At 53.8% G+C, this 16,850-nt stretch carries 15 protein-coding genes; 4 read left to right on the forward strand and 11 right to left on the reverse strand.

Annotated elements, in window-relative coordinates:
* Nucleotides 1-63: 63 nt before the first annotated feature.
* From H6507_02500 to H6507_02515, 4 genes are all read left to right on the forward strand, one after another.
* Entirely contained in the window at nt 64-2,205 is a 2,142-nt protein-coding gene (locus tag H6507_02500; protein ID MCB9367973.1) for a transglycosylase SLT domain-containing protein, read from the forward strand.
* Nucleotides 2,206-2,277: 72 nt separating this feature from the next.
* Complete coding sequence (gene selD, locus H6507_02505; protein ID MCB9367974.1) at nt 2,278-3,255, forward strand: selenide, water dikinase SelD; 978 nt, start codon at nt 2,278-2,280, stop codon at nt 3,253-3,255.
* Nucleotides 3,252-4,220 (forward strand): aspartate-semialdehyde dehydrogenase, encoded by a 969-nt coding sequence (locus H6507_02510; GenBank protein ID MCB9367975.1) that lies wholly within the window; start codon nt 3,252-3,254, stop codon nt 4,218-4,220. Before selD ends, H6507_02510 begins: the two co-directional genes overlap by 4 nt.
* Nucleotides 4,183-5,643: a hypothetical protein gene (locus H6507_02515; GenBank protein MCB9367976.1), complete on the forward strand. Its 1,461-nt coding sequence runs from the start codon at nt 4,183-4,185 to the stop codon at nt 5,641-5,643. The genes H6507_02510 and H6507_02515 overlap by 38 nt, the downstream gene beginning before the upstream one ends.
* A gap of 65 nt (nt 5,644-5,708) precedes the next feature.
* Here H6507_02515 and H6507_02520 read toward each other — a convergent pair whose 3' ends face one another.
* Genes H6507_02520 through H6507_02570 form a run of 11 tightly spaced genes read right to left on the reverse strand, consistent with a single transcriptional unit; the run spans nt 5,709 to nt 16,850 of the window.
* Nucleotides 5,709-7,802, reverse strand: a complete 2,094-nt coding sequence (locus H6507_02520) for a BatA domain-containing protein (protein MCB9367977.1) — start codon at nt 7,800-7,802, stop codon at nt 5,709-5,711.
* The gene (locus H6507_02525) at nt 7,799-8,449 is read right to left on the reverse strand and encodes an SIS domain-containing protein (protein ID MCB9367978.1); all 651 of its coding nucleotides are present in this window, start codon (nt 8,447-8,449) and stop codon (nt 7,799-7,801) included. The genes H6507_02520 and H6507_02525 overlap by 4 nt, the downstream gene beginning before the upstream one ends.
* A gap of 1 nt (nt 8,450) precedes the next feature.
* Nucleotides 8,451-11,111, reverse strand: a complete 2,661-nt coding sequence (alaS, locus tag H6507_02530) for an alanine--tRNA ligase (GenBank protein MCB9367979.1) — start codon at nt 11,109-11,111, stop codon at nt 8,451-8,453.
* Nucleotides 11,112-11,134: 23 nt separating this feature from the next.
* Nucleotides 11,135-11,767, reverse strand: coding sequence for a hypothetical protein (locus H6507_02535; GenBank protein MCB9367980.1), 633 nt, complete (start codon nt 11,765-11,767; stop codon nt 11,135-11,137).
* Nucleotides 11,768-11,826: 59 nt separating this feature from the next.
* Nucleotides 11,827-12,330, reverse strand: coding sequence for a RecX family transcriptional regulator (locus H6507_02540; GenBank protein MCB9367981.1), 504 nt, complete (start codon nt 12,328-12,330; stop codon nt 11,827-11,829).
* Complete coding sequence (locus tag H6507_02545) at nt 12,330-12,881, reverse strand: hypothetical protein (protein ID MCB9367982.1); 552 nt, start codon at nt 12,879-12,881, stop codon at nt 12,330-12,332. Before H6507_02545 ends, H6507_02540 begins: the two co-directional genes overlap by 1 nt.
* A gap of 49 nt (nt 12,882-12,930) precedes the next feature.
* Nucleotides 12,931-14,001: a recombinase RecA gene (recA, locus tag H6507_02550; protein ID MCB9367983.1), complete on the reverse strand. Its 1,071-nt coding sequence runs from the start codon at nt 13,999-14,001 to the stop codon at nt 12,931-12,933.
* Nucleotides 14,002-14,023: 22 nt separating this feature from the next.
* Nucleotides 14,024-14,494, reverse strand: a complete 471-nt coding sequence (locus H6507_02555; protein ID MCB9367984.1) for an SRPBCC family protein — start codon at nt 14,492-14,494, stop codon at nt 14,024-14,026.
* 23 nt (nt 14,495-14,517) lie between these two features.
* Nucleotides 14,518-15,081, reverse strand: coding sequence for an RNA 2',3'-cyclic phosphodiesterase (gene thpR, locus H6507_02560; protein ID MCB9367985.1), 564 nt, complete (start codon nt 15,079-15,081; stop codon nt 14,518-14,520).
* Between the two features lie 3 nt (nt 15,082-15,084).
* Nucleotides 15,085-16,335, reverse strand: a complete 1,251-nt coding sequence (locus H6507_02565; protein ID MCB9367986.1) for a competence/damage-inducible protein A — start codon at nt 16,333-16,335, stop codon at nt 15,085-15,087.
* On the reverse strand, nt 16,335-16,850 hold the full coding sequence (locus H6507_02570) for a phosphatidylglycerophosphatase A (protein MCB9367987.1): 516 nt from the start codon (nt 16,848-16,850) through the stop codon (nt 16,335-16,337). The genes H6507_02565 and H6507_02570 overlap by 1 nt, the downstream gene beginning before the upstream one ends.

The following is a 16,850-nucleotide window of genomic DNA, read 5'->3' on the forward strand; positions in this document are numbered from 1 at the left end:
ATTGTTTTTTCGGCCCGTTTTGATTACTTTTCTCAAATGCGATTCACACGGTATTTCCTCCCTATGATTCTGGCTCCGTTGCTGGCTTCGTTGGCCTTCCCGTCCACTGAGATGGCCGAAGATTCCGGGCGAGCGACCCTCTTTTGGGGCTATCTTCAGGCTGGAGATACGACCGCAGCTCAAGGCGTTCTGACGGACACCTCTTTAAGGGCCTCGCCCAATTGGGACAAACTGGCCAATTTCCTTTCTGCCTACGTAGCCTATTCGGATTCTACCTTTAGCACGGTTCCCACATTGTTGGACCTTGGCACAACCGATGAACTTACAGAGCACGCATATTGGCTGAGAGCAATGGCTCTGAAAGACCTCGGACAGCCTCATTTAGCCGGAATCTATTGGCGAAAACTTGTGGATTCAGATCTTGAAGACTACCGTGAAATCGCCGTTGAAGAGCTATTTGCGGACGTCCAAACCCAAAGTTCTCTGGATACTCTGCAGACATTGTCGACTATCGCCCGCGAGCGCGGAGTTTCCCGCGAGCTAAGGCAGCGAATTGACTTTGAGTTAGCCGGGTTTCTGAGTCTTGCGGGTAGACACACCGAAGCCACAGAGATTCTCCGAACCGTGTACTTGCTATCGCCGGGTACGGGGACTGGGCAAGATGCAAAGGAATCGTTGAAGACTTATGCCGTCCGGTACGGCTTCTCCCCGACTCAGCCGGACTGGAGCGGCGAATGGGAAGAGGTCGAGCGACTTGAGAAGACGGGACAGAAAGCCGGAGCATTCAATAAGATTGAGGAGCTCCGGAAGCGCGGCCGCTATGCCGCCAATGACGAGATGATGATTGCACGTCAAGTGCGGTTGGCGATTGCCCTGCGGCGTCACGGCGACGCCAAGCGACTGGCTGAGCAGCATCTGAAACAGTTCCCGAATTCCAGCTACCGCGACGAGATGCTTTTTTCGTTGACTCGCGCGGCTTATCTCATGGATGAGGATGATTTGGCGATCCGAACAGCCGAAACACTGGCGAGGACGGGCACGGACAAGAAACAAATTGGCGAGACGTGGAGGCTGATCGGACTTTTGCACATTGATCGCGAGCGCCCCGCGGAAGCTGCCATTGCTTTTGACAAATGGGTAAAGGCGGCGGCAGGCGGCGACGGCGCGGATGACGCTCTTTGGAATCGCGGGTGGGCAAGGTTTCTCTCTGGGCAATATGCACAAGCTGCGGGCGATTTCGTTCTTCTTGTGAAGTCCTATCCGAAATCTGGTTATGTTCCGATTGGCTTGTATTGGGGCTCTCGGGCATATGACGAAGCTGGCAACTCCAAGAAGAGTGACAGCCTTTGCTTCGAACTACAGCATACGATGCCATTTTCTTATTACTCGCAACTTCAGTGCGGCATGTCTCCTCAGCCGGATCCGGAGCGGCTCGACTATGAAGTTCTAAGTCTTGACCAGCTTGCAGCAATAGGCGGAAGGCACACGCGAGCATTTGCGCAATTAACCGCTATGGGACTCTGGGAGCTTGCGCTGCGCGAGTGGCCCAAAGTCGAAGACGAGTGCGGACAACGTGCAGACGTGGCCTGGTGGAGGCCGCTGCTTTATTGGAAATCGGGACAAAGATTCGAGTCGTGGCGATGGATAATCAGGGAACTCCGAGATGAAGTAGTTTCAGACGGAAACCGGCCGCTCGATTTCTTCAAGCTGTGGTATCCGCTCGACTATGAGCCGTTAATACTAGACCTGTGCGGCAAATACCATGTTGATCCTTATCTGGCGCTTGGTGTTATCTGCCAGGAGTCGCATTTTGACGAGAAGATTGTTAGTCCTTCAGGCGCGATTGGCTTGATGCAATTGATGCCCGCAACTGCGCGTGAGCAAGCACGTAAGATCGGGCAAAGCCTGCGCACCGACGACTTGTATTATGGTCCGCGCAATCTTGAAATCGGTATTGCGCATCTGGCGGAGTTAATGAATGATCTTGGAGGCGATACGGTATTGACCTTGTGCGCCTACAATGCCGGAATAAACGCCGCACGGCGGTGGAAAAATGAGTTTGGAACTGCTGACGAGGATGTTTTTGTCGAACGCATTCCGTATCGTGAAACGAGGCTTTACGTCAAGTATATCATGCAGCACATGGCGGCTTATCGCCGTCTCTACCCGAATTTGAAGCTATCCCTTCCGGGAAATGAACCTTAACCTATGTCCTACACGAAAGAAGAGCTAACCAAGCTCACGCATCTCGTGCGCTGCGCCGGTTGAGCCAGCAAGATGGATCCGGCGGTGCTGGATCTGATTCTTGCAGGTATACCGAACCAAAAGGATGACAACGTACTCGTAGGTTTCGACTATCGCGACGATGCGACGGCATACAGGTTGCCGTCGGGCGAAGTGATTGTTCAAACGTTGGATTTTTTCACTCCCGTCGTGGATAATCCCTACGAATATGGTGCCATTGCGGCGGCAAATTCCCTTTCCGACGTCTATGCGATGAACGGCAGGCCGCTCTTTGCCCTTAATATTTGTGCGTTTCCAAAGACATTACCACCCGAAATTTGGCGTGAAGTGCTGCGCGGTGGAGCTGAGAAAGCTCTCGAAGCCGGCATCGTCGTGGCCGGAGGACACACGATTGATGACACGGAACCAAAGTATGGTTTGGTCGTAACGGGAATAGTGAATCCCAATGACATGTGGAGCAACAATGGCGCTCGCGCTGGCGATATTCTGCTGCTTACGAAGCCGCTCGGCACGGGAGTAATTACAACCGCACTCAAGAACGAAATTCTTACTGAAGAAGATGTCGCTCCTGCCGTCCAGTGGATGAAGATGCTCAACAAAGACGCCGCGATTGCCCTGGAAGGTCTCGGAATAAGGGCCGCGACGGATATTACTGGAAATGGATTTCTGGGACACGCGGCAGAAATGTCCAAAGCGTCGAATGTCCGGTTTGTGTTCAATGCCGACGCGTTTCCCGTATTGGATGCCGCGTGGCCGCTTGCCGAACATGCGAAAGTTCCCGGCGGCACGAAGATGAACAAGCTCTATCTGGGAAGTTACGTGACATTTTCCAACGTATCCGTCGCTCTCAAGTGGATTTTGTACGATGCGCAAACGTCCGGAGGACTGTTAATCTCGATTCCTCGCGAACGCTTGTCACAAGCGAAAATGAATCTTGAAAACAACAAGGTCTTTTTTGCTGAAATAGGTGAAGTGACGGAAGGCTCTGGCATAGAGGTCGTTGGCAGATGAAGCCTGTAAGATTAGCAATTGTCGGTGCAACAGGAATGGTCGGTCAGACGACACTTTCTATCTTGGAGGAGTGGAAAGTACCAATCAGCGAGTTGAGCTTGTTCGCGTCAACTTCGGGTCGCAGCATGACTTTTCGAGGGGAAGAGATACCTGTTCATGGGATGCAGGATCGCATCGAAGCGGACTACGCGATTCTCGCATTATCCTCAGACCTTTCCAGGGACCTTGCGCCGATGCTGGCCGCGAACGGCGTGCGTGTTATCGACCACTCCAGTGCCCATCGCATGAACGCCGCCGTTCCGTTGGTCATTCCTGAGATCAACTCGCACGCAATGAATTCAAACGTGCGCCTGGTGGCGAATCCGAACTGCTCTGCCTCTATTGTGTTAATGGCATTAGCGCCACTTGAAAAGGAAATCGGCCTGAAGCGAGTGATCGTGTCAACTTATCAAAGCGTAAGTGGAGCAGGTGCATCGGCTTGTGATGAACTAAGCGCACAAATCATGGATCCGTCACACGCACCGCAAATATTTCCATGTCGCGTAATGGGCAACGTATTTCCGGAAATCGGCCCATTTGAGTCAACGAACTACACGGGCGAAGAGACGAAGATCAGTCAGGAAATCAGGAAGATTCTTGAGCGCAAGGACCTGCACGTTTCCGCGACTGCAGTACGAGTCCCGGTCAATATTGGGCACGCCGCCTCGGTAAGTGTAGAAATGCAAAGGCCATTCGCCGTTAGTGAAGTGGCGGAGGCCTTGAGCAGTTTTTCAGGGCTGGTTTTCGATGCAAGAGACTATTCAACGCCGCTCGATATCGCTGGAAAACAGGATGTCCGCGTCGGACGTGTACGGATCGATTCGCAAGATAAGAACTGGCTGCATTTCTGGGTGGTTGGAGATAACTTGCGCAAAGGAGCGGCATCTAATGCGGTGCAAATTCTTCAGCATTGGACGACTCTTTAGACTTCTCTTGATTTTCGCGTGCTGGCAAGTCTCTTATGCTCAGCTCGATTGGCACGACAACGTCGTCGTGTACGGCTCTGAAGACGACGAGGTGAATCCGCTAATTACGCCGCAGTGGAACGGACAGTACCGAGCTTTTTGTTTGCGCGATTCGTCCCGGCTCTCTACCCGTCGCTCACTACTTAGCGGAAGCGCATGGGAAAGTTTTGACGACCTCGAATTGAATGAAACAGCAAGGGATTTCGGCGCCGTAAGCGACGCCGTTTTCTCGTATGTTTGGAGTAGTCGCAGCGGCCGGATTTGGAGAATCAATCACGACAGCACGGTCTGGTCATCGGCGGCACCGCTTCAAGTCGACTCTGGAGCCGTGCCGTTTGTCGCTCTTGATGCATACTCCGACTTTCTATTCGATCCTGTCGACACGTACTTGCACGGTTGTTTCATTCAAAGCAGCACGCCCTCGAACACAACGCTTACTTATTTTCGTTCGGAAAACCGCGCGTTGTCGGTGTCATTAGCATCGGTGGTAGATAGCTCCTTTCAAATTCAGGACTCATCCGTTTCGGTTGCAGTTTGTGCAACATGGAGTGGGGAAGAAGAGAAATTGTGGATTGCCGCGGCAACCGACAGGCCCGGCACCGTGGGTGAACAAATCAGGCTTTATTCCTCCGATGATTTGGGGCAATCATGGTTGACTCCGATCACGCCCGACAGCAGTTCGTACGCGATGATGCAACCCACCCTTGCTTCCTATGGGGAACTACTCATGCTGGCCTATCAGCGCCGCAATAGTGCTTCTCTCGCTCGGGAAGTGTTTGTAACCTATTCGCCGGACAATGGAGTGTCTTGGTCCGAGCCTCTTCAAATAACTGACGACCCGTTTGACGATATAGAGCCGAAGCTCGCTGTGTCGGGAGATCGAATCGGGTTGTTTTACGTTCGTGCTCAGACTCAGAGTGCAATTGGTGAGTTGTTTGTACGCGAGAGCAGCGTCGATGAACCCTGGGTTTGGACCCAAGAAACCTCTGTTTCAGACGATGCCAATCTGCGGGTCGCTGGTGGCTACGATGCGACCGGCGATGACCGCGGCTTTGCAGCCGTTTGGGGGACGCGAATCGTCGGCGAAGATGGCGACATAGTGTTTGATGCTTCGTGGCGGGGCGTCTCTGTCGATGCGACTCGGTCAGGTACGAGAGATGAAAGTGGCTCGCTATCTTATGTACATGCCGGGGCAGTTGATTACGATCTTCCGCAAGGAGAGCCCAGCGGAATTTTGCTTTATGATATTTTGGGACGCAGAGTTGCGCAAACGATATCGAGCGGTCGGGGCCGGTGGATATTGCCGACGGCTCTTCCCAGTGGGAGCTATATTGCTTTCAGCGAATCATCCCATGATCTGGTCCGGATACGAATTGTAAGATAGAAGATTGCTGCAATACAAAAGAGGCTCCCTATTGGGAGCCTCTTTTTTGTAAGAAAACTTGTTTGTTATGCTGGTTGAGGAGCAAGCGACTCTTGCTTCGGAGTTCGAGCAATCAACATTTCGGCAACAAGCAAAGCCAGAGCAATCATAAGGAACATCTTCCATAACTCGTGTCCATACCGACCTTCACGAACGACCAGTTCGATGTTTTGATTCTCTGCCAAAACCGATTGATCGCCTCCAAGCGTTTCGAGTTGCGAATCACTTTCGGACAGAGCAACGTCTGATTCGTGCTTCGGAGTATTTATGACAACGGGCCGCACCAATTTCGAATTCTGCATCAGTCTGTACTCGCCCGTTTGCTGAATCGGGGGAATGCGCAGGGACTGCCCGCCGGATACTGGAGCCGCGGTCAATCGAAAACTCTGATCGTCCTTGACCAAATCGTATTGCAGTTGCTCCGCGTCACGTAAGATCAATTCGGCATCTTCGCCTACCGTGAAGGCAAGTTGAGATCCTGATTCGCCGAATCCCGCGAGATATGCGGCGCTGCCGGTCATCAAAGGCGAGAAAACACCGGCGCGGTACATGGTGGACCATTCAGGATCAGGGGATCCCGTCAAGAATAGCACGCGTCCTCTGCCTTGAGTCGCTTCAACGAGAAAACGTAGTCCGCCGGTTCCTTCGATAATGGTCGACGCGCCGCTCGGTGTGGCGGCCAGCGCGAACAACCGCATAAATGTCGGAGAAATGTCGACAGGTTTATCTTGGAAGATTCCTTCGAACAAAGGATGCTCGAGATCGACTTTTGTCCACCGAATTCCACCGGGACTAAAATCCTCTACATCAGTCGGCACGGGAAGCCCCATCTCCTGCATCCAAGACGCATGCGCGCGAATGTCAAAATTGGGTCCACCTGCTACAAACATGCCTCGTCCGGTTTGCAAATAGGCTCGTGCTCGCTCAGAAAATGCGCTGCTGAACGCAGGCGCGTCCACGACAAATATTGCGTCAAATGCCGACCAGTCTTCACCTTCAAGTTGCGCTGGAAGGAGCTCCAATGTATGAACAAAGGACTCGCCTCTTCCACTTGGGTCAAGAGCCAGCGCGAGCAAACGTCGCGCGGGAGCGTCGGCGCCGACAATTGCGGTATTCAGTCGAGCGGGAACGCGCAGCACATAGCGACAAACGTCGTCGTTGGGAAATTCATCGGTGTCCTCAAGTCTGACGTATCCGGTCAGGTCGCCCACACTCTCAGGAACAAAACGGATAGATTCGGTGCGTGTTTCTCCGGCGCGGATGGACAGCCTCGTTTGCGCCACCCGCTTCCCGTCTAAGTACACTCCGATGATACGGTCATTGCGGTCATCATTGCCGCTGTTGGCAACCGTAAAACTTAGTTCGACGGGCCGTCCCGGAGCGATCAAACGCGACGTGATTGTGGCTGAGGCAATGCCGACATTCGAGATGTTTCCTTTAGCAAGATTCAAGACGTACAACCGAACGTCGTCAGGCAGTATCGGTGTTTGCGGCAACGACGAGGGCCAAACGCTTCCGCTAAAATCGGAAAGGACATAAACTTCTTTCAAGAGATTCTGCGATTGCCCGAGAATGGAACGTGCGACTCCAATTGCGTCTGTAATTGAACCACCGGATTCAGTGACGGTCGCCGCTTCAATTTCATCCCGAATTAGCGTCTTATGCTGAGTTGGTGCATCCGGAAAAAGTACGGGTTTGGAATCAGACCATACGATTTGAATGTCGTCGTTTGATCCCAAGGCCTGAACAAGTTCTTGAGCGCGCACCTGAAGTTCGCGAAAACGCGTTCCCCCGGGCGATTCCGCGTTCATGGACGCCGTTCTATCCAATACGAGTACGACACTCGCACGGGCATCGCCGCCGCCGATCAAGCTTGCCTCAGATCTTAGCACGGGTCGCGCCATTGCCAATACCAATGCAAGAACCGCAAGAGTTCTGAGCAATAAGAGTATCCACTGGCGGACTCGCACGCGTCGCATTTTTTGCCGCTGCATCTCTTGCAAAAAACGCAGAGTGGGAAAATCCACCTCTTTGAAACGTTGCCGGTTCAACAGGTGGATTAAAATCGGGATCAGTCCGAGCGATAACGCCGCAAGCAGCGCCGAATTCAGAAAAGTCATCGAGTCAGTTTGTTTGAGTCGTCGGTCTTGGCGAGGAGCAGGTCCTCGATCAATTCCACCAGCATATGGCCGCAAAGCAAGTGTGCTTCTTGCACACGCTGGCCGGAATTCGAAGGTATACGCAGCGCATGATCGAGGTGACGGTCAAGCGGCGTTTGTCCCATTCCTAGGAAGCCGACGCATTTTCCGCCGACTTGACGGGCGCTTTCTGCCGCAAAAAGAAGATTCTCCGAGCGTCCGGATGTTGAAAGCAAGAACAAGATGTCGCCTTTGCGCATCAACGCCTCAACCTGCCGGGAGAAGACCTTTTCGAACCCGTAGTCGTTTGCACACGCAGTCAACAAAGAAGTATCGGTGGTCAATGCGACAGCAGCGAGCGCCTGACGTTCGCGGTGTGACGAGAGTCTGACCACAAACTCCGTCGCGAGATGCTGGCACTCAGCGGCTGATCCGCCGTTCCCGCAAAAGAACAACCTGCCGCCGCTTTGCAAGCAATGAGCGGAGGCTTCAGCAATAGCGGTTAACTCTGCGAAACATGCGGTCGAGAGTTGACTGTGCATGGTTGCAGCATCCTGCACAGCTTTCCGAAGTTTCTCAACCGCGCTGACGATCAAATTGTCTCCCGGAGCGTGAATATGATCACTCATCCTACACCGCCGCCGCAGCAAGTTTTTCGATAACAGATGGTGCGGAAGCCAAAACTGCATCAAGTGCGGTCGCATCTTTTCCACCGGCTGTCGCGAGATGAGCTTTCCCGCCGCCGCCGCCCTTCAAAGACTTTGCAAGTTCCTTGACGATGGGTACGGCGTCCCAGCCTTTCTTGACTAAGTCCTGTGTCACTACGACGGCCAAAGACGGTTTGTCCTCCAAGACCATCCCCAAGATTCCAACTCCGCTCCCCAACTCGTCGCGAAGGGCGTCGCCCATTTCCTTAAGTTGGTCAAGATTCTGTGCAGAAACGCGCTCGGCGACAATCTTTATGCCGCCGACGTCTTTGGCTTTGGCAACCAGCGAGTGCATCGCGCTGCCTGCAGCCTCCATGCGCAAGTGGTCGAGTTCCTTTTGGAGCTTCTTCTTCTCTTCAAGAGTTAGTTTGAGCTTTTCTGCGGGATCGCTGCCTGCGCTGCCGAGCATCTCGACAAACTCTTCGACTTTCGCCCGCTGTTCTGCCAAGTAGCGCCACGCGGCATCGCCAGTCAGGGCTTCGATGCGGCGCACACCCGCAGCCGCGGATGTTTCGGCCTTAATCACGAACAAACCGATATCGCCCGTGCGTTGGACGTGACAGCCGCCGCATAATTCACGCGAAACAATCTGTTCATCATCTGAAATCTCGATCATGCGAACTTCATCACCGTATTTTTCACCGAAAAGGGCCATTGCGCCGAGCGCTTGTGCGTCCTTCAAAGGCAAAACTTTCGGCGACACTTTGTAGTTGCCGCGAATCCAATCGTTAACCTGAGTCTCGATGTTGACGAGTTCTTCGTGCGTCGGCTTGTTAAAATGCGTGTAGTCGAAACGCAAATAGTCCGGGCCGACGTAAGAGCCCGCTTGATGGACATGATCGCCAAACGCGCCGCGCAACGCGGCGTGAAGCAAGTGTGTGGACGTGTGGTTGTATTGTGTCGGCAGGCGATGCTCGGTTGAAACCATAAGCACGGCAGGCAGCCATGTTCTATTCTTGACAGCGTCGGCGAGGGCTGGGGGCGCAGACTTGATTTCCGCGGAGTGAAGTATTGCTTTATCACGACGCGAGACGCCGTGAATCTCCGCGTTGACTGTTTCTCCGTCGACTTCAAACTCGACTCTTCCTTCGTCTGCAACTTGGCCGCCTGACTCCACATAAAACGGGGTTCGTCTCGAGGCAAAAATCAGGCTTCCCTTTTCAATATCCAAGTGAAGAGGCAGAATTTCGGACGTCAGCGCGAGTTCGCTGTAGCCCTTAAAATCGCTCTCAGGTAGTTCGCCGTCGAAACTAAGTTCTTCTTTCCCAAGTTTGAAACTTCCTGCCGCACGAGCACGTGCGCGTTGCTGGTCCATGGATTTGGCAAAGCCCGATTCATCCACGGTCAGGCCGTTTTCGCGAGCCATAAGCTGCGTCAGGTCGAGCGGAAATCCGAATGTGTCGTAGAGCTTAAAGGCCTCGTCGCCGGGAATCTCGGTGGTTTTGCTCTTCTTGAGTGCTGCGACCACTGAATCAAATTGTTCAAGTCCACGGTCGAGCGTCTTGCCAAAATGCGATTCTTCAGCTTCGATAACGCGCGTGATATGACTGTGACGGTCTTTGATCTCGGGGAAAACGTGACCCATCGTGTCGACCAACACAGGCACGAGCGTGTACAAAAACGGTTCGTGCAATTCGAGTTTGCGACCAAAACGCGCTGCGCGGCGCAAGATCCTGCGCAAGACGTAGCCGCGTCCTTCGTTGCCGGGCATCGCGCCGTCGCCGATTGCAAAGGTTAAGCAGCGAATGTGGTCGGCGATCACTCGGTGCGGGATCCCCGCGTCTTCTTGCGAATAAGTTTTGCCGGACTTATCGGCAATAGCCTGAATGATCGGCTGAAACAAATCCGTATCGTAATTTGACTTGAAGCCGCCCAGCACCGTAGCGAAACGCTCGAGTCCCGCGCCCGTATCGACGTGCTTGGCCGGAAGCTGAACCAAATCGCCGCTCGCTTGTTGATCGAATTGAATGAACACGTGGTTCCAGAGTTCGATATAGCGGCGCGAGCCGGTATTGACGAACGCATTCGGGTCGCTATCGAATTCAGCGCCGCGGTCGATGTGAATCTCAGTGCACGGACCGCACGGACCAGTGTCACCCATCGACCACCAGTTGTCCTTTTTACCGAAACGCAGCACGTGCGAGGGAATAATGTCTGTTTCGCCCTTCCAGAGCTCCTCAGCTTCGTCATCAGTCTCGTAGACGGTTGCGTACAATTTGTCTTTAGGAAGTTTGAGAACTTCCGTCATCAGTTCCCAGCCCCAGCGAATGGAGTCGCGCTTGAAATAGTCGCCGAAGCTCCAGTTGCCGAGCATCTCGAAGAAAGTGTGATGATATGGAGAGACGCCGACTTCTTCGAGGTCGTTATGCTTGCCGGAAACGCGAATGCATTTTTGCGTGTCCGCCACGCGTGTCGCCTCAGGTTTGGCCAGCCCCAAAAAATACGGTTTGAACTGGTTCATGCCCGCATTCGTGAACAAAAGCGTCGGATCGTCCTGCGGGACAACCGGCGCGGACGGCACGATCAGGTGTTGGCGTTCGCGAAAGAACTCAAGAAATTGTTGGCGGATTTCAGCGGCGGTCATAACGTGCTTAGAGGTGAAAGTTGCTAATTCAAAATCATGGAAAAGCCGCATTGCAGGCCGATATAGCCCGTTGCGGCAGTGTTGTCTACTTGCAGCAAGTCGGCGAGCGGCCAAGCCGCGACCAGTTTCAGTGCAGCGCCCGAAACTTCTGGATTTCGCAGCGCAAGGTGAATGACACTGCGTGCCATCAGAGCCTGTCCGTCAATCGTACGGCCCCTTTGATATTCGCCTTCAAAGGGAGGTCGTGAGTTTTCTTCTGACGCGGTCCACCACGCGATTGACGTTCCAACTCCGACCTTCAGTTTTCGCAAGTCGCCGGGCGACACAAGCGCGTCGAGACCGACTTCACGCTGATGAAATCTAATGTTGAAAGCCGGGGGAGGCGAGGGATCGTCGTTGACGCGCCCATCCGTCGTTAGCAGAGAAAAGGACGGACTGAATGCATAGCGGTTGCCAAATGGGAAATAGCCGCTGAACATCAAAGTCGTACCCAGAGACCCCGGAGATACCCGGTCGCTTTCGACGTCTTGATACGTTTGCAAACCCATCGGCGTGGCCACGCCGACCTGCACTTCAGCATAGCTGTAATGCGGGTATTCCGAAGCGAAGGCAATCGAACTGAACGTGAGCACGAGCAGAAGGAGAAGTGACCGCATGGATGAAGTCCTTTCGCGCAAGCAGAGTGGTCGGGTCGAGATCAAATCGTGCGCAACGGTCAGTAAGAATCCTCCTGATTAGAGTCGTCCGGTGGAAGGTCGATAACTTTGAATATGATACCCGGCCTAAAACCACGCCGGGCAAGCAGAGCAGTTAACCTTCGCTTGCGGGTTTCAGGGTCGAGTGAAGAATATTGCCTGCTTTTGCGCCTCAGCAACTCTTTGGCAAGATCGAGTTCCTGATCGGCAGAAAGGTGATCGCTCACCGCTTGCTTTGCAGTTGCCCCAGAGATGCCCCTCGAGACAAGATCGCGTATCAACGCACTTTTGCCTCGCGGATGTGTCTCGATACGAGTGCGTACGAAGCCCTCCGCAAATCGTGCGTCGTCAAGGAGATTTCGTGCTTTGAGTTTCTCAATTGCCAGCTCGATCTCTTCGGCCTCGTAGCCTTTGAGTTTGAGCTTGTCTTTGAGCTTGCGAGTCGAGTAGGATCGCGACGCCAGCAATTTGACGGCGTAAGGAAGCGCGTCTTCCTTCGGTCGTTTCTTTTCGACTTGCCTCATCATCTGAGCTGTGCCATCGAATCGAAAAAGACACCGATCTGAACAAGATAAGCATTAGCTGGGCCGATCGTTTGACGTCCGGCAGGCTCGTCGAGTCCCCAATGATAGGACAATTCAGCAAGTACTCCGACGCCGTTTTGTCGGGCATCCGTTTTCGCCCCTACGTGGATTGATGCCGTGGGAAAGTCGCCGTCAAACGTATATTCATATCCCCCGAAGTACCGTTCGCGATATGACCCTTGCGAAAAGGAATAGCCCACACCGACGCCGGCATAAAGGTCCGGTTCCGCGGTCATGCGGTACGAAATTCTGCCTCCCAGCTCAATCTGGAAATAGTTGACTTTCGATCCGGACGTCGGTGCTCCGGTCAAGTTGTTCCAGAACAAAAACGACGGCCCCCAGAATACGTGCGGACGGTCAACTTCAAGCCGCAGATGGGCCGTATAGCCGCTGCCGGAACCGAACAGGCTGTTCCTCTCGAGACCGGGACCGGTTTTCGGTGTTCCTGAGTTTGCATATCCCGTCGCGGCGACGAGATGATATGCGTGCACACTCGTACTTGCCACTAATAAGACAAGTACGAGTGCGATCGCAGGAAACTTACGACTTCTTTGAACGGGATTTTGTGCTTTCAGCTTCTTGTTCCACCGGTTCTTCGGGTTCAGCGGAGATGAATCCCAACTCGCGACGCACTTCAATTTCCACGGCCTTGAGCATTTCGGGGTTTTCTTTCAAGGTGCCAATCACGCGTTCGCGGCCCTGACCAAGACGCTCGTCTTTGTAGGAGTACCACGTACCCGATTTGCTGACGATTTCCAAGGTTGCCGCGAGGTCCAGCATGTCGCCGACGCGCTCGATGCCGCGACCGTAGATAATATCGAATTCGGCTTCGCGGAAGGGCGGAGCCACCTTGTTCTTTACAACTTTGACCTTGGTTCGGTTCCCGACGATGGTATCACCGTCTTTGATCGAAGCCATGCGGCGGATTTCCATACGCACTGAGCTGTAGAACTTCAGTGCATTGCCGCCGGTCGTGGTTTCGGGGTTGCCGAACATCACGCCGATCTTCATACGGAGCTGATTGATGAAAATCAGTGACGTTCGTGAACGCGAGACCACGGCGGTCAACTTGCGCATTGCCTGACTCATCAGACGTGCCTGCAAACCGGGCAGTGAATCTCCCATCTCGCCTTCGATTTCAGCCTTGGGCACCAGCGCCGCTACGGAGTCGATCACGATGACGTCCAGCGCGCCGGAGCGAATCAGCATCTCGGCGATGTCCAGAGCCTGTTCGCCTGTATCGGGTTGCGACACTAGCAGGTCGTCGATGTCGACGCCCAGCGCACGCGCATAGTTCGGATCGAGGGCGTGTTCGGCGTCGATAATGGCCGCCTTGCCGCCGCTCTTTTGTGCCTCTGAGATGATGGTCAGTGCGAGCGTGGTTTTACCGGAAGATTCGGGACCGTAAATTTCGATCACGCGGCCTCTCGGCACTCCGCCGATACCCAGTGCGGCATCCAGCGACATCGAACCTGTGGAAATCACATCCATGCGCTGAATTGGGCCGCTGTCGCCCAGACGCATGATCGAGCCCTTGCCATACTGCTTGTCGATCTGTGACAGCGTCAGATCAAGATTTTTCTGCTTTTCGGAATCAAGAGATTTGCTCATAGTGTCACTCGCAAGGGTTAAGTTAAACGGGACGTCCCGTCTCGGCATATGTTTTCAATCTTTCAAACCACAATTTGTACTGAGAAACCAGCGCGCCCATGATCACTTTTTCGAGCATCTTGTTCATGAAGCCCTTCATTTCGTAATCAATCGAGAAGTTAAGCGCACATCGTTTCTCTGCCAATTCAATGAGTCGAAATATCAGCTTCACGTGCGCGACCTTCTCGTGGATTCCGGCCGAACCGCCCACAATGGACTCCGCGAACATCTCGTTCTGAACGAAATGCGTGATTTCAGTTTCGAGCGTGGCGTCTTTTCCGTTGAGGTCGAGGTTAAACACGCGTCGTGCACCCTTGGCGACGACTCCGTCGGGCAAGACTTCTAACCCGCGCACGTTCGGCGCCCAGAACTCCACTTCCTTGCTTTCGGTGAGGGCTTGCCACACTTGCGACATTGGAGCTTCGATTTCAGTTGTGATGATTTGCTTTGGCACGAGTTTTCCCAGTCTCGTTTGATTTATGATTGGGGATTTCCCAACCGGAAATCCTTGAGCACGGTATAGATTGGTCCTTCTTGGCGAAGCGAACTTTGTACAAGACTGACCTGTGTTACTTCGAAAGGAGAACTGCGAAGCTCAAAATTCAGAAAAGCACCCGTGATGCGCTCTTTGCCGATGGGCTCTTTGATACGAGCGACCGTCAGATGCGGCACGAACTCCTTAACTTCAGGTTCAAACCCAAGCTCTTCCATACCGCCGCCTATTTCAGCTTGCAAAGCACGAAGAGTTTTTGAAGGAGTCAGTCCCGCCCAGTATGCGCGCGGTCTCTGCTTGGTCGGAAAGCAGCCGGTTCCCTGTATCGAAAGATTGAACGGAGCGGAGTTCGCGCATGCTTCGGTAATTACGTTCTCCACGTCCGGCAGCACGTGATCAGGAGTGTCGCCCAAGAACTTCAGAGTCAGATGTAGATTCTCAGGTTCAACCCATTTGACGCCGCGCCCCAACCAACCAATTTTCTCTTGCGGCAGTCGGAGAATTTTCTGCCAATCTTCGGGCAGCATTATGGCGACGAACAGTCTCAAAACTTAGTGCGCCACCAGTTCCCGGTAGAGCATATAGAGAGCGAAATGTGCCGCGCGCAACTTCACAAGCTCGCGGCTACGGCTGCCGACTTGGATTTTGCGTGCCACAGTCTTCGTTTCTGAGGCAATCCCGATCCACACAGTACCAACAGGCTTGTCCGCAGTGCCGCCGTCAGGGCCAGCAACTCCTGAAAGGCTCACTGCCCAATTTGCACCAGAAGTCCGGAGCGCGCCTTCAGCCATTTCTCGCACGGTCTCTTCAGAAACGGCTCCGTGATTGTCAAGTGTCTCGGCTTTTACGCCAAGGAGCTCTTGCTTCACATCATTCGAGTAAGTTATGACTCCCCGGGCAAGCCATCTTGAGGCTCCGGGAGTGTCAGTCAGCAACGAGGCGACTAATCCGCCCGTACAGCTTTCCGCTGTCGTAACCCACTGCGCGCGGTTAACCAAAATGTCACCGATTACCCTTGACAGAGTGTCGCGGCCCGTTGCGTAGATGTGGTCCCCGACTCGCTCCCGGATATAATGTTCGGCAAAAGCGATATCGGCCTCGGCTTCCATTTCGTCTTGCGCTGCAGACGTCATACGCACGTCGAGCAATCCCTGGTGGGGAAGGTAGGCCAACGAAACCCGCCTCGACAACGGATCCAAATCGCCCAGTTTTTCCAACAGTGCTGACTCGCCGATTCCGGCCATTCTCAAGGTTCGCGCAAAGTACTTCGCCTGTCCGAATGTTTGCCGCAATATCGGTTCAATCTGATCATCGAACATTCGCTCCATTTCAGGAGGAACCCCCGGTACCGCGAACAAGTGGCGGCTTTTGCGTTCGAGATAAATCCCTGCGGCAGTTCCCAAGGGATTCTCCAGCCGCGATGTGCCGCCAAGCACCACCGTTTGATTGGAGGACTGCACAGGCATTTCGCGTCCAAGTTTGCGGAACATATCTTCCACATGCCGGCGTTGCTCGGGCGAGTCTACGAAAGGCAAATCAAAGAGCTGTGAGATTGCGTCGCGGGTCAAGTCATCGGGAGTGGGACCCAAACCGCCGGAGAGAATAATCACGTCGGCGCGGTTCAGAGCAAGACTGATAGCCGCTTGAATTTCTTCCATATCATCCGCGACACACGACGACCATCGCACAGGGACTCCGCACTCGGCCAGCCTCCGCCCAAGAAAAGCCGCGTTGCTGTTGACCGTCCTGCCCAAGAGCAGCTCGTCGCCGATCGTAATCAGTTCACTGACCGGAGTGTTCATCAGAAGGCATTCATCAAGTTAGGCTGCCAAACTGAAAGTCCCCACAAGACGAGTGCGGCATAAACTCCGGCAAGGACGTCGTCGAGCATGACTCCCCAGCCGCGCGGAAGTTTCTGCAGTTGCCCTGCGCCGAGGGGCTTAAAAATGTCAAATGCACGAAATAGGAAGAACGCTGCGGCAAAACCGACTATCGAGTGCGGCGCCGCCAGCAACGTAATCCATTGACCCACCAACTCATCAAACACAACTGGATCGGGATCGTCTTTCTTTGGGTTCTTCCTGCGGACGGCAGCGAATTTCCCCGGATCGCGGACTTCGTAGCCGTCAATATAGCGGTTTGAGAGCCACACACCGATGAAAGTCAGTACGATCAACGGTGCGATCATGTTCAAGGACTGCGCGCCGGGAATAAACCAGAAAATCGCACACACCAATGCAGAGGCTACAGTGGCCGGAGCGACAGGCGAATAGCCCGTCCACAATACGGTGGTCACCATCTCTTCGGCGCGAGTCAT

Source organism: Calditrichota bacterium, assembly GCA_020637445.1.
Classification (GTDB): Bacteria; Electryoneota; RPQS01; order RPQS01; family RPQS01; genus JABWCQ01.